The sequence below is a fragment of the Intrasporangium sp. genome, from assembly GCF_030452765.1.
Lineage (GTDB): Bacteria > Actinomycetota > Actinomycetes > Actinomycetales > Dermatophilaceae > Intrasporangium_A.
On the sequence record NZ_JAKDLO010000130.1, the window covers coordinates 1 to 13,466 of the forward strand.

A 13,466-nucleotide genomic window follows, 5' to 3' on the forward strand; every position below is an offset into this window, starting at 1 on the left:
GACATCAGCGAATTGGCAGCCTAATCTGCCTGTCCAAAAAATCGGGAACACTCCATACGAGAACATCTGCGAGTCCTGCACGTTCTTCCAGACCACCATCGAGTTCCGCCCCACCCTGCTGGCCCAACGCGCCGACGCCTGCGCCAAAGGCCAAACCCGACGCACCGAGATCTACGACAACCTCATCACCAGCCTCGACACCACCGAAGCCTCTTGACACCGATCACCCACATAATGCCGATGAGAGTGCGGGGCGACGCGGCGTCGGGCATGCTGCGTGCGTGAGCGACACGTGCCACCACGAAGCCATCTTCACCGCGTTCAGCAGTCGGCGAATCGCACACCGCGCGCGAGCGGTCCGAGATGCCTACATCGACGACCACGCAGATCCACTCCTTGCGCAGATGCTTGACGAGTCCAACGACCTCGCATTCGGCAAGGTGGTCATCGCCGCCCACCTGGGCGACCTCACGGGAGCTGCGGGGGACGACGCCCTTCGGCGAGCCATCCGCGTATCCGGCCCCGGCAGTCGGGACTTGCGTTGTGCGTCACTCCTCGCGCTGGCGAAGAGGGTGGGCACCCAGGCCACGCCGGATCTACTCGCAGGTTTGGCCGCGTCTGATGCAGCCGTGAAGAGATACGCGGTTATCGGTCTCGCCGGCACGGGCGGTGGCGATGACAACGCCTGGAAGCAAGTCTTCGCGTACCTACGGTCGGTGCTGCGACGAAAGCGTCGGGCACACGGGCAGTCCGAGGTCGCCCTTGCCCTCGCGTACTTGGCCCAGCACGTCGCTGATCCGTCCCGCAGGTTCGAACTTGTCGCGTTCATCCGCGGAAACTGGGATGCGCTAGACGAAGCCGACTGGTTTGCGCAGCTCTGGTCGGATGCAAGCCCCGGCGGGCCGGACCTCGATGCCGTGCCCAGCCCGAACCATGCAGCGATTCAGGCTTGGGCCCGCGAGCCTCTATTCCGTCCACTCGGTGTGCCGACGGCGTGACCGCTCATGCCGCGAGTCGCCCGGCTCGGACCCGCGTCACACCGCCGCGAGTCGACCACTTCACGGCGGCAGATCAGCGGATGGATGAAGAACGGCTCATCCCTCTGCGTAGCTCCACGCGGCTGTCCGAGAGGTACCCGCAGCTCTGGCCTGTATGTACCGCAAAGCAGTCTCGATGTTGACGTCTTCGGCGTCGGCATCCAGGACACGCACTCCGTTGATCGAGTCTGCGACTTCGCACAAGACGCCCCCGCCCCCCGGCCACTCCACGTCCACCAGAAAGGACGCCGGCGTAGCTACAGCGGGGTCGATCGGCCGCACCTCTGTCGTCACCCCGGGAATGCCACGCAGGCGTTCTCTCACCAATCGAGCAAACTCGTCGCCTGAGGGGCCTGACCATGGGGACGTCATGAAGGCAGGTTAGGTGCATCGCCTGCTCTCACGTCGTCCCAGGGCATCGAGGCCCTCCTCACCGATGAGCGCGAAGAGAGTGTTGAACGTCGCTTCGTTACTGCCGGCTGCCATGGCGAGGGCGATGTCGTTCGGATCACCGCCGCTGCCGATGGCTCGTGCGACAGCTGGGCAGTTCCGGACACTGTCGGCGTCAAGAGAACGGGATATGGGAACAGAGTTCGCGCACTACGACCGGCGACCTGCGGGATGGAGGGCGTCCAACCCTCGCTAGCGCTTGAAGCCAGGAGCCTGCGTGGCGCGGCGGCGCCCGGACCCGAGTCGATCGGGGACTGCACGGCCGATGATTCATCTCATCGTGCGGGGCGTTCCTGCTCCGACGACAGGCGAGCGCGGAGGGTCGACAAGAAGGCGTCGGCCTGGATCCCGATTGTCTTGGGCACGATGAAGGCCGCCATGGGGCCGATGAAGATGAAGCCGTGCTCCGCGGTTTCGTCGACCCGCAGAATTTCCGCCCATTCGGCGCTGGTTGCCACACCTCCGCACTCTTCATGCACACCGCGAGCGTCCAGTCGCAGCGACGTCGGGCCGACGTGCCCCAAGCCGGACGTGTCGGCGATGCGGGCAAGAGTGCGCCGCATGGACCGCTGCATTAGCTGGGGAGACAGCCCCCACCACAGCGCTGCGGGGATGGCGGCCAAGACAAGGGCCCACGCCAGGCCATCGCCCCGCGTCGTCACGTCAAGAATGACGACGAGCAGGGCCAGTCCGAGCGCGCCGCCGACCCGATACTGGAAGAGCTGTCTGCGGGTCTCCGCCAGCGTCGTCGCGGCATGCACGTTGAAGGCGACGTAGTCCTCGCAGGTCAACACATATTCGAGGTGATGCCCCTCGACGTCGGAGTGCGGGGCCATACAGACCTCCTCCGTCGTTCACCGTGGCTGCGGGCCCACCCTATAGATCGGCAAGGGCGCGTGATCGGGGCCATCCCGGTTCAGCAAGGGCAGGTGAGTTGGCCTGCATCGGAGAGCCATGGCGCTGGACGGCAGGATGCTGCCGGCGGCACCGCGAGCGAGAGCCTCTTGTGGCCGCGTCACACCGCCGCGTAGCGCGCCCCGGGTCGCGTCGCAGTGCCCAGATGGGGCTGTCTGCCGGACTCCGGTGATGACGGTCGTACCAACAAGAGCGCGTTCTTCCGTGGACCCCCTGCAATGGACCGGTACGGCAGCCTCCACGGGGCCCCCTGCGACAACTCGCTCGGTGGCTCTGCGCGCTCCCGCAGTGGCGGCGGGCCTGGCGCAGGGGCAGCCTTCGGCGTATCACCGGCGCACCCTGGGCGCTCCTACCGACATGGGGCCTGAGACGCGGGCCCAGAGGAAGGAAGTGCGTCATGGCGCTGGGAGACGGCATCCGACGCGACATCAGCAAGATCAGCACCCTCGAGCGGGATCGCTTCATCGCGGCCATCGTCAAGCTCGACACCACGAAGTTCTTCCCGGACGGCGTCTCGTACTGGGACAAGCAGGAGGACATCCACAAGAACGCCCACTTCAACGGCGTCGACGTACACAGCGGCCCTGCGTTCATCCCGTGGCACCGCGTCATCGTGAACCGCCTTGAGGCCTTGTTGCGCGAGGTCGACCCCGAGCTGTCACTGCACTACTGGGACTGGACGACCGACCCCCGCGTGGCCACCGGGTCCCGGGCCGCCCTGTACACCCCGAGCTTCATGGACAACGCGTCCGGGAACGTCAGCCACCTGCTCAACAACTTCGAGTCCACCGAGGACGCCGAGATCGGCAACGGCCACACCAAGATCTGGCGTGACGTGGGCGGGACCGCGGCGAACCCCGACGGGACGCCGGCGGTGGCCTCCGACGCCACGATCCTGAACAACCCGGACTTCGCCTCGTTCGCCGCGGCTCTGAAGTCCGCCCACGACAGCGTGGCGCACAGCTACATCGGCGGAACGATCAGCCATCCGCACTACTCCTTCCACGACCCGTTCGTGTTCCTGCTCCACGCCAACGTCGACCGGCTGTGGGCCCAGTGGCAGACCGACCCGGCGTACCCGGAGCGAATCACCCCGGGGTCCGCGTACGCGGGGTTCAACGCCTCCCAGCTGGCCGCGCTGGCCAACGAGAACGTCGAGCCGTGGGCGGGCGGCACCGGGCTCGAGCCTTGGGCGTCGGACGTGACGAAGCAGTTGGTGATCAACTATTTCGACCTCTCCGTGGTCTCACCGCCGTGCTACGACACCAACGGCAGCGACTTCCATGTGGTGGAGGCAGAGAACAACCTCAACGTGGCCACCTCCCGCTACCAGGTCGTGTTCAACAGCGTCCCCGAGCAGGAGACCACCTGGCGTGCCGCGACGTTCCGGATCCGGACTTGTGGGGACGTCGAGGCGGAGGTCAAGCCGGGCACCGGGCCCGGGGCGCCGTTCGGCGTCGCCACCCCGCATGTGGTCTCGAAGGCTGGCCCGACCCAGTACCGCGACGTGCGGGTCTGGTTCGAGTTCACCGCCGGCGCGGTCGGCACCGCTCCGCAGTCGCACGGACCGGTGAACACGACCGTGACCGTCGGCGACCAGGACTTCGAGTTCGAGCTGCTCGCCACGACAACCCCGCGGCCGACCGTCGCGGTCGAGCTCGCGCTCGACCAGTCCGGATCGATGTCCGACCCCGCCGGCACCAGCGGTGCGACAAGGCTGCAGGTGCTCAAAGACGCCGCCGGCCTGTTCGCGAACCTGCTCCAGAAGGACAACGCCATCGGCCTGGTGCGGTTCGACGACGCGGCCTATCCGCCCAACGACCCGACGTTCCCCGGCATGCCGGTCACCAAGGTCAACAGCAACGGCTTCGGGGACCCGGCCCGCGGGACGGCGCTCGGGGCCATCGCCGCCCACGGTGCGCACGGGGCGACCTCCGTGGGCGCCGGACTGGCGATGGCTCGCTCCGAGCTGAACGCACTGCCGAGCGGCGCCTACTCGGAGAAGGCGATCATCGTGTTCACCGACGGGATCCAGAACCGGAACCCCACGATCAACGACGTCGCCGCGTCCATCGACGACCGGACCTTCGCCGTCGGCCTGGGCAACGAGAACCAGGTCAACACTGCGGCACTCACCCAGCTGGCCGGCTCGACGGGCGGGCTGCTCCTGCTCTCCGGGGTGCTGTCCTCCAGCCTCGACGACCAGTTCCGGCTGCGCAAGTTCTTTCTCCAGATCTTGGCCGGCGTGAGCCGCAACCAGATCGTCGTGGACCCGACCGGGCACGTCCTGCCCGGCGTGCGCGTCCGGATCCCGTTCACGCTCAACGAGGCCGACATCACCGCCCGCGTGATCGCCCTGCAGTTGCTGCCGGTGCTGAACGTCAGCGTGGAGACTCCGGACGGCGAGGTCATCCACGCCTCGGCAGGCACCCCGGGCGTCGAGTTCGAGAGGGCGGACGAGGTCACCACGGTGAGCCTGAACCTTCCGGTCCCGGCGTCGTCGGGCCCGGCCCACGTCGGCACCTGGTACGCCGTCCTGGACATCGACAAGCGGGCCTACAAGCGCTGGGTGTCGAAAGACCACGACGAGCATGAGGACCCCCGGATCGCCGACCTGCGCGCCAACGGCGCGGCGTACTGCGTCAGCGTGCACGCGCTGAGCAACCTGCGCATGGACACCACGCTGACCCAGAGCGGGTTCACGCCCGGGTCGACGGTCCACGTGCGCGCGGTCCTGAGCGAGTACGGCGTGCCAGTCGAGGGCCGCGCGCGGCTCTGGGCCGAAGTCACCCATCCGGACGGCTCGCGCAGCGTCGCGGACATGACCGAGGCCGGCGGCGGTGTGTACGAGGTGGGGCTCAAGGCGGCCGGGACCGGGGTCTACCGCATCACGGTGCAAGCCGAGGGCGGGACGTTCCGTGGGGCGCGGTTCACCCGCGAGGCGCTGCTCACCGCGGCGGTCTGGCCCGGCGGTGACCGCCCCGACCCGGACATCCGCTACGACTCCGGGCACGACCGCGGGGCGGACTGGTGCCGCCTGGTCGAGTGTCTCGTCGAAAAGGGGGCCGTGTCCCGCAAGCTGCAGAAGCGCTGGCTGGAGTACGGCGTCGACCTCGACCGGCTCCGCGAGTGCGTGAAGGAGATCTGCTCCTAGTTGACGCTCGCCCGTCGTTGCACTTGCCCCACTCCGCCGCGAGTCGACCATTCTTACGGTGCGGTTGACGACGATCCTGCAACGGTTCGCTCCGTCGAGACTGCCGAGCTGTCCGACGACCTAACGTCACTGCCATGCATCGTCTGATGTTCGTGCCCCACGCCGTAGTAGGGGCAGCCTTGCTCAGCAGCTGCACGGTCCCAGTGGCGGCGTTGGCAGGTATCGGTGTCGACGTCGACGGCAACCTGGTCGGCTATGTGCGGGTCTGCGACGAGAGCATCGACGGCACCACGTTGTACTACGACGTGAGTTCGCGTGGCGCCACCGTTCCCACGTCAGTCGAGGTCGGCCGGTGGGAGGCGCAGCCTCCAGTCGAGGCAACCGCTGAATGGTCGCTCAACGCCCCCGAAGGCGGATGGACCTCGTCGAAGCCCGTGGAGCCGTTGGAGCCGGGTCGGGAGTACACCCTCTACGGCTGGACCAAGGACAACACCGTGTCCGCGAGCGGGGTGACTTTCACCCTGGCCGACGTCGCCGCCCTGAAGCCCGGGCAGGTGTTGCACTGGTCAGGCCGCTCAGGTGGGAAGCCCGAACGGGACGTGAACGAGGTGAGTTCCCGGACCGACTTTGAGGCGAAGGCGTGCCGAATCATCCGCTTGTGACCGGCCTTCCTCCAGGCCGGATCGGTTCGCTCCGCTGGTAACGGCTGGTGCGTCAATCCGCCGCGAAACGGACGCATCGAGATCTGTGCCCGGGCCGGTGATGCTGGCGACATCCAGCCGCTGGCCGGGGGCTCCTAGAAGGACGATGATGTCGTGTCGGCGCCCAACAAGACTGCATCCGATGTCGCGGACGAGACCCTTCTGGCGGATGTCCGCCAATGGTCCGGGCTGGTGCTCACGGGGGCCTGGGCGGCCCTGGCCAGTGTGGCGATGATCGTGCTCCAGGTCGCGATCTTCACGGTGTGGCCGCCGCCCGACAGGGCGCAAGGGATGTTCGAGCTGTTGATCGAGAACCCGCTGCTCGGGCTCATCGCGCTGGATGCGCTCTACGTGGTCAGCAACCTCTTGGCGTACCTGCTGTACTTCGCGCTGGCCGTCGTGCTCTGGCGGGTGAGCCGCTCGGCCGTGGTGCTGGCCCTCGCGTTCGGCGGGCTCGGGATGGCCGCGTACATGGCCTCGCCCCGCCCGGTGGAGATGCTGCAGCTGGCGCACTCCTACGCGGCCGCCGACACTGCGGGGGCGGGAGGCGCTGCTGGACGTCGGTGACGGAATGCTCGCGACGTGGAAGGGCACGGCCTTCGACGTCTACTACTTCTTCAACCTGGTGACGCTGCTCGTCCTGGCGCTGTTGCTGTATCGCAGCCGAGTGCTCGGCAGGGCCACGGCGGTGTGGGGATTGGCAGCGGCGGTGCTGATGGCGGTCCCGTCGAACTTCGGGACTGCGGGTCTCGTCTTCTCCCTCGCCTCCTTGCTGCCTTGGGCGGTGTTCGCCATCCTCGGGGGCCGACGACTGTTGGCCCTGGTCGCGGCAGCCCGGGCTTGAGCGTCCACTGGCGGCGTTCCGGCCCGTGCGTCGCTCGGCCAGCCCACGCGGCGCCGACTCCATCGCAGGTCGCCCGCGCGGGCTCCCGTGTCGTGAGACCTCCCGAGGTGCGACCCAGACCGTCTGCGTCAGTTCTCTCTACTCGACGCGTGACCGCGGATATGGCTTTGCATCGTGGTCGCCGAGATCGTCCGGGTCCGATGCGTCCTCGTCGAGGAAGCGCGTCCTGCGATACTGCGCCTGGATCCACTGGTCGAGCTCCCGGTTCTCGACGCGCCACTGGCCACGGCCGCCGATCTTGATGGCGGGAAGGTCGCCGGCCCGCACCAAGGCGTACACCTGGGCTTCACTGGTGGCGAGCATCGCCGCTACCTGCTTGAGGGTGAAGAAGCGGTGGGGCAGGCCCTCTTCGAAGGGCTCGGGTTCGATGGGCACGGCGACATCCTGCACTACGCGACCTTACGACCTGGTGCCTTCGCGCAGGCGGGGAAGTGGGACCGGCCCTCGTATCGGGGGGCGACGAGGGCCGGTCATGCGCCGCTGGACTCAGGGGGTGTCGTTGCGGCGCTGCGGCAAGCCTACGGGGCGACTCGCGAACCACATGGCGCGACCGGGCGCGTGTCGCCGGCGTCAGGATGGACTCGAACAGGTGTTCTGGTGCGTGGCACCATGGAGGGATGACCGGCGGCATGACACCTCCGTCCGGGGGAGGGGTGCCCCTGAAGGATCGGCCCGTTGCTGGGCCCGGAGCCGAGCCCAAGGCCGCGGGCCAAGCCCAGCCCGAGGCCGCGGGCCAAGCCCAGCGGGCCAGGCACTGCTGGGTGGATAGCGCCACCGGGGGACGAGATGGCTCATGCCGGGCTGGTGGTCGAGTGGCGGAGGGGCAGCAAGGGGTGGTCGGCTCTCGTGACCTATGTCGTGGACGACCAGGGCAGCCCCGTCGTCGTGACGCAGTGGCTGGACGGGGCGCTGTTGCGACCCGCACGGTAGGACCGCTTCGCCCCGCCACCCGTTTCGACCCGGGTCACTGAGTGTGTGGTCCTGCCGGTGACACGGCTGCTTTGCTCGCTTGTCGGGTGACCGTGGCCGCGTGTGCCGCCCCCTTCCGGGGAGAAGAACGGAAGGGAGCTTGGCCATGCAGCGCGCTCGTCGACACGACCCTCACCCCACCCCGTGGGAGGTGCCCCTCGCGATCGTCATCGGATCGCTTCTCCTCTTCGTGGTCGGCGCCCACCTCGGCCGCGGGATCGCCAACCTGCTCAGCGCCGGCTGGTGGGAGTTCCCAGACCGGGCGGACTTGTTCACCAGCCTCCCCGGCCTTCTTGAGAGCGACGCCAGCGCTGGCTTGACGGCGCCGCACCCGACGGTCGCGCCGGCCACCATGCTGTGGGTCTGCATCGCCGCCGTCGAGCTGGCCATCCTCGGGCTGATAGCCGCCGGGATCAGGGCCGGCCTTCGACTCTGGGGCCCCTCCAGGGTTCAGGGCGTGGCGACCCGGCAGGAGGCGGAGCGGCTGCTCGGCCGGGCCAGGCTGCGCCGCCACGCGGCGATCGTCCGCCCCGACCTGTACGGCAAGGGCCGGGGACAGGCATGAAGACCGTCACCCTCGTCCGGCGCATCGACCCGGCCGCGATCGGCTGGCCGCTCGGACGAGCCCACGAACCGCGCGGCGGCGACCTGTGGGTGCCATGGGATCGCACCGCCGGGGTCATCGGACCTCAGGGCTCGGGCAAGACCCTCGACCTGCTCACCCCCGCCCTGCTCGCGGCACCCGGCGCTGCTCTGGTGACCCTCACGAAGCTCGACGACCTGCTCCTGACCCTCGCTGACCGCTCCGGCGACGGCCGGCCGTGCGTGGTGCTCGACCCGTTCGGCCTCGCGCCCGGGGTGCCGGAACTCGTGTGGGACCCGATCGACGGGTGCGTCGACCCGATGGTCGCCGAACGACGCGCGAAGGCGTTCACCGCCGGCACCGTCAAGGGCGCCGTCCAGGTCGGCCACGGCGACGACGCCGCCCGGTTCTACGCGGCCGAGGCCGCCAAGGTGCTGCAGGCCTACTTCCACGCCGCAGCCCTGACCGGCCGGACGCTCGAGGACGTGCTGCGCTGGGTCGCCAACCCCCACGCCGCCGCGCAGCCGTCCGAGATCCTGCGAGAACACCCGCACGCGGCACCGTTCTGGCACGGCCTGCTCCACGGCGCCCTGCACGGCGACGACCGCACCGCCGGCAACACGATCACCACCGTCCAGCAGGCGATGAGCCTGTTCTTCCAGGAGGACATCCGCCGCCGCTGCGTCCCCCGGCCGGGCCACCCGGCCACCGACATCACCCAGCTGATCGAGGCCCGCGGCACGATCTACCTGCTCGGCCGCGAGGACCCCTACGCCTCCGCGTCGCCGCTGATGACGGCGCTGGCGGAGCACGTCCTCGACACCGCCCTCGCCCTGGCCAACCGGTCCCCGTGGGGACGGCTCTGCCCGCCGATGCTCGCCTGCCTCGACGAGCTGCCCTCCACCGCACCACTGCCGACCCTACGCACCCGGATGGCCAACGAGCGCGCGCTCGGCATCTCGTTCATCTACGCCGCGCAGACCTGGCGGCAGCTGGCCGCGATCTTCGGCGAGCAGGAAGCCAGGGCCCTGTTCGGCCTGAGCAACGTGCTGGTCATCTTCGGCGGCTCCAAGGACGTCGCGTTCAACCAGGAGGTCTCCGATCTCGTCGGCACCACCCGTGTCAGGCGCACCACCTGGCAGAGCGGCAGCGGCGGCAGCCGGGGCGGGCGGTCCACCTCCGGCGAGGACATCCCGATCCTTCGCCCCGAGGAGATCCGCCAGATCCCCGACCGTCACGCCCTGGTGGTCGCCGAGAACGGGCGACCGATCATCGCCCGCCTGAGCCGCTGCATCGACGGCAAGGACGGCCGGCGCCTGCTGCGCGACCAAGCCCAGGCCCGCAAGCAGTTGGCCACCGCCCGCAGCACCGCCCCCGCCCCGGCCGCTCGAGTCGCCGACGCGCTGGCCGAGGCACGCCGGCGGGGCCTCGCCCCGGAGAGCACCGACTCGTGGCGCTGAACCCGCCAACCGCAACCGACGGCACCGGCGACCCCGGCCGCTCCCTCGTCCGGCCTTTCCCGGAGGTGGGCCCACTGATGCGGGTCGCCTACCGCGAGCTGAGCATCCTCGCAGCCGGCAGCGAGCAGCAGATCCGTGCCCTCGGTGACCCGGCGCGGCTGCCGCGACCGTGGGACCCGGCCACCTGCCGCCACCCCGACCTGCGCGCCGAGGTGTGGGCCTGGCTCGACGCCGTCGTCGAATGGGTCAACCACGAGCACCTCTGGGACGCTGCCGCGGTCATCCCGCCGTGCTGGCCGCACCATCCGCACCTGATCCGCGAGCTCGCCGTCCTGGCCGACCAGCGCCGCCGCGCCGGCGCCGCCCTGACCAGCGATCTGCTCGAGGACTGGCACCGCTCCACGCTGCCCGGCTTCCTCGACCGGATGCGCGCCCGCCTGCGGAACCACTGCGACGAGGGCCACCAGGCCTGGCCGGCCAAGGGCCGCCACATCCGGCACACCGATCAAGCCAGCCGGGCCGAACGAGCCGAGGCGTTCACCGCCGACGTCAACACCCTCGACGAGCAGCAGGCCGCCACTCCGCGACGGGCCTTCTCCGTCGTCGACCTCGACACCGGCGAGGTCCACAACGACACCTGGTGACCTGACGGGCCCAAGGACGTTGGTCAGCGGCCCCGGCGCCCACCCGAACGGGCGGGGCCACCCACCGGTGTGCGGCGCTCCTCCCCGTGGGCCTGCGCCGCGTGCCGCTCGGACGCCACCGTGTCCGTATGCCGCTGGGCTGGCTCCCCGGGTCCCTGTCCGATCCGGGTCCGGACCTCGTGCAGGCCGCCCAGCTGCTGCTGCGCGACCGGGCGGGGGTCGGCGTTCCACGCCCGGGAGGCGGCGAGCAGAGCCCGCCGGACCTCGCCCGGACGGACGCCGGTCGCTGCGGTGATGTCGCCCAGCGTCGGCTCCCAGACGGCGCTCGGTCGTGCTGCGACGATCGCCGCGGCCGCGTCGACAGCCTGCGGCCCGGGCAGGTTTGCGAGCCGCTCGTGGAGGAGGACCTGCCCGAGCGGCCGCGGCATCCGCAGCAGCGCGGACAGGCCTACCGGGCCGTCCGTCGCAAGCACCTGGGCCGGGTCAGCCCCCTCGTCGAGGCGCACCGAGAGCGACTCTGCGCCGTGCTGGGCGAGCAGCCAGTACGCCCGCTCGGCCGCCATCCATCCGGCGACGTCTCCGTCGGTCGCGACGACCGGCCCGGTGCCCGCTGCGCTGATCAGGCCGACCAGCTGCCTCGCCTGCGCCTCGGTCAGGGCGGTGCCGAGCGGAGCGACCCCCACGTGGCTGCCGCCGGTGGCGAGGGTGACCGCGATGGCGTCCATCGGGCCCTCGACGAGCACCGGGACCGCCCCCGCATCCCGGAGGCGGGGGAGGACACCGTAGAGCTGGGCGCCCTTGTGGAACAGGGGCGTGTCAGCCGTGTTGAGGTACTTCGGGCCCGCGTTGTCCCTGTCGGTCAGGTGGGGGTGGCGGCGGCCGACGAAGCCGAGCACGTGCCCGTCGTCGATGATCGGCAGCACGGCCCGGTCGCGGAACCGGTCGATGAGTCGCCCGGTTCGGGCGAGCGTGGCGACCCCGGTAAGGGTCATCTCCGCGTCGGTGACGCCGCAGGAGCGCAGGTGCTCGACGAGGCCGGTCCACCCGGCGGGGGCGTAGCCGGGCCGGTAGTCGGCCCCCAAACCGGCGTGGCCGGCCAGGTCCTCTTGGAAGCGGGCCGTCAGGTAGTCACGGGCCCAGCTGCGCTCGAACCGCGCCTCGAAGAACGCCAGGCTCAGCTCGTTGACCTCCACCATCCGCTCGCGGGGGACGGGGCACTGGTCCCACTCGTGCGCCCGCTCGAGCAGATGCTGGATCTCCGTCTCGGACGGGTCGAGCGGTCCCATCGTGTCGCGCACCAGCGCTGCGAGCTGCAGCTGCGCCCCGACCACCAGCGGCGGCGAGCCGTCCTCGGCCAGCGGTTCCAGTCCTTCGCCGTGGCCGGTGAGGTAGTCCTCCCACTCCGCGGCCGTCGGCGCGTCGGCGGGCGGCTCGACGTCAACGAGCAGGTCCTCCGGCGGGGCCCCAAGTTCCTCGCCGTCGTCCGTATGTCCGCGCGCAGTCGGCTCGGCCAGGACGGAGATGCGCCAGACCATGGCGTGGCACTCATCGACATCGACGCCGTCCAAGTGGCGTCCCGCGGTATCGAGCAGGTCGTCGATCCGGGAGCCGCGCGCCAGCGCATGGTCGACGGCCGCGACGAGGGCCGGCCACCACGCGCTGGACTGAATGGCGACGGCGCGGTCGGCTCCGACGTGCGCGGAGAGCCGGTCGACCCAGGGTGCGCCCAGCCCACCCGACTGGTCCGTCGTCGTGGCGACCGCGGGCTCGACGTGGTGGCTGATCCGCCACCACAGCGCGGCGCCCGCGTGGTCGTCCGGCAGGGCTCCCTGCGCCGCCACCCGCTCGAGCAGGGCTCTGGCGTCGACGCCGGCGCGGGACAGTGCGGCGAGCCGCTCAGCGAGGATCGGGGCGAACTCGTCGCCTGTCACTGCGGGCGCGACCCGCCGCAGCAGCGGTGCCCACTCGTCCATAGCGGGCGTGTGCCCGGCCGACAGGTGCACGTCGAGGTCGCGCTGCCAGAGCGCCGCCGCCTTCGCGAGCTGCCGCGGCCCGGTCGGCCTGCGGTCCGCGTCCGGGACATGCATCGCGGCCCGCCACACGTCGACCTCTGCGGCCAAGGCGGCGTCGACGCGCCGCCCCCGCCCGGTCGCCCCCGCCGGCGGTTCGCCCTGGCTGGCCGCGGCTCGGGCCTGCGCGGCGCGGTCGTCGACGCGATCGGCGCGGCGCGTCAGGTACTTGCCCCAGACCGGATCCGACGCCAGCTTCGTCGGGACTGCCGGGACCCAGGGCAGCGGCCCGCGGTCGGCGTTGCGCAGCCCGGAGTCGTCCAGGCGCCAGTCGAGCACGGCCGCCCGGTCGCCCGCGGTGTCGAGCTCGCGGCCCTCGATAGCGGCCTGCAGCGCCCCGGCCGGGTCGGTCCCGGACGCGCCGAGCAGGAGCAGGTGCGCGCGCAGCGTCGGCCACGCCGCCTCCTCGCACACCCCGGACACCAGGGCGTCCGCGGTGGACGCGACCGACGCGACGGCCTCGGCTCCGAGCGTGGCCTCGGCGGCGGCATACAGCGCGTCCACGTACCGGGAGGTGGCCTGCCCGAGCAGCACGGCGGGGTCGGCGGCCTCGCGCAGCAGGGTGCTGGCGGAGGTGGGG

At 70.6% G+C, this 13,466-nt stretch carries 13 protein-coding genes; 10 read left to right on the plus strand and 3 right to left on the minus strand.

Translation table 11 applies throughout. The features are described from left to right. Positions 1–217, plus strand: a 217-nt coding sequence (locus tag L0H79_RS15355) for a hypothetical protein (RefSeq protein ID WP_301485508.1), incomplete at its 5' end; no start/stop codon positions are given. A gap of 64 nt (positions 218–281) precedes the next feature. Continuing rightward, positions 282–998: a hypothetical protein gene (locus L0H79_RS15360; protein ID WP_301485509.1), complete on the plus strand. Its 717-nt coding sequence runs from the start codon at positions 282–284 to the stop codon at positions 996–998. 764 nt (positions 999–1,762) lie between these two features. On the opposite strand, the gene L0H79_RS15365 is transcribed toward L0H79_RS15360, so the two are convergent. Further along, the gene (locus L0H79_RS15365; RefSeq protein ID WP_301485510.1) at positions 1,763–2,323 is read right to left on the minus strand and encodes a YcxB family protein; all 561 of its coding nucleotides are present in this window, start codon (positions 2,321–2,323) and stop codon (positions 1,763–1,765) included. A 476-nt stretch (positions 2,324–2,799) separates the two neighbouring features. On the opposite strand from L0H79_RS15365, the gene L0H79_RS15370 reads away from it, so the two are divergent. The 4 genes from L0H79_RS15370 (at position 2,800) to L0H79_RS15385 (ending at position 7,101) form a co-directional block, all read left to right on the plus strand. After that, positions 2,800–5,556 (plus strand): tyrosinase family protein, encoded by a 2,757-nt coding sequence (locus L0H79_RS15370; RefSeq protein ID WP_301485511.1) that lies wholly within the window; start codon positions 2,800–2,802, stop codon positions 5,554–5,556. 134 nt (positions 5,557–5,690) lie between these two features. Beyond that, complete coding sequence (locus tag L0H79_RS15375) at positions 5,691–6,218, plus strand: hypothetical protein (protein ID WP_301485512.1); 528 nt, start codon at positions 5,691–5,693, stop codon at positions 6,216–6,218. Between the two features lie 153 nt (positions 6,219–6,371). Next, positions 6,372–6,824: a hypothetical protein gene (locus L0H79_RS15380; protein ID WP_301485513.1), complete on the plus strand. Its 453-nt coding sequence runs from the start codon at positions 6,372–6,374 to the stop codon at positions 6,822–6,824. Positions 6,825–6,828: 4 nt separating this feature from the next. After that, a complete protein-coding gene (locus L0H79_RS15385) occupies positions 6,829–7,101 on the plus strand; it encodes a hypothetical protein (RefSeq protein WP_301485514.1) in 273 nt (90 codons plus the stop codon). Positions 7,102–7,239: 138 nt separating this feature from the next. On the opposite strand, the gene L0H79_RS15390 is transcribed toward L0H79_RS15385, so the two are convergent. Beyond that, entirely contained in the window at positions 7,240–7,536 is a 297-nt protein-coding gene (locus tag L0H79_RS15390) for a helix-turn-helix transcriptional regulator (protein WP_367652478.1), read from the minus strand. 429 nt (positions 7,537–7,965) lie between these two features. Between L0H79_RS15390 and L0H79_RS15395 the strand changes: the two genes are divergently transcribed. The 4 genes from L0H79_RS15395 to L0H79_RS15410 all read left to right on the plus strand — a co-directional run bounded on the left by L0H79_RS15395 (position 7,966) and on the right by L0H79_RS15410 (position 10,817). Beyond that, the gene (locus L0H79_RS15395) at positions 7,966–8,091 is read left to right on the plus strand and encodes a hypothetical protein (protein WP_301485515.1); all 126 of its coding nucleotides are present in this window, start codon (positions 7,966–7,968) and stop codon (positions 8,089–8,091) included. Positions 8,092–8,236: 145 nt separating this feature from the next. Beyond that, complete coding sequence (locus L0H79_RS15400; RefSeq protein ID WP_301485516.1) at positions 8,237–8,695, plus strand: hypothetical protein; 459 nt, start codon at positions 8,237–8,239, stop codon at positions 8,693–8,695. Continuing rightward, on the plus strand, positions 8,692–10,173 hold the full coding sequence (locus tag L0H79_RS15405; protein ID WP_301485517.1) for a type IV secretory system conjugative DNA transfer family protein: 1,482 nt from the start codon (positions 8,692–8,694) through the stop codon (positions 10,171–10,173). The genes L0H79_RS15400 and L0H79_RS15405 overlap by 4 nt, the downstream gene beginning before the upstream one ends. Continuing rightward, the gene (locus L0H79_RS15410; RefSeq protein ID WP_301485518.1) at positions 10,164–10,817 is read left to right on the plus strand and encodes a hypothetical protein; all 654 of its coding nucleotides are present in this window, start codon (positions 10,164–10,166) and stop codon (positions 10,815–10,817) included. The genes L0H79_RS15405 and L0H79_RS15410 overlap by 10 nt, the downstream gene beginning before the upstream one ends. Before the next feature lie 23 nt (positions 10,818–10,840). Here the strand turns inward: L0H79_RS15410 and L0H79_RS15415 are convergent. After that, positions 10,841–13,466 (minus strand): toprim domain-containing protein (locus L0H79_RS15415; protein WP_301485519.1); only part of this gene is annotated, 2,626 nt, incomplete at its 5' end.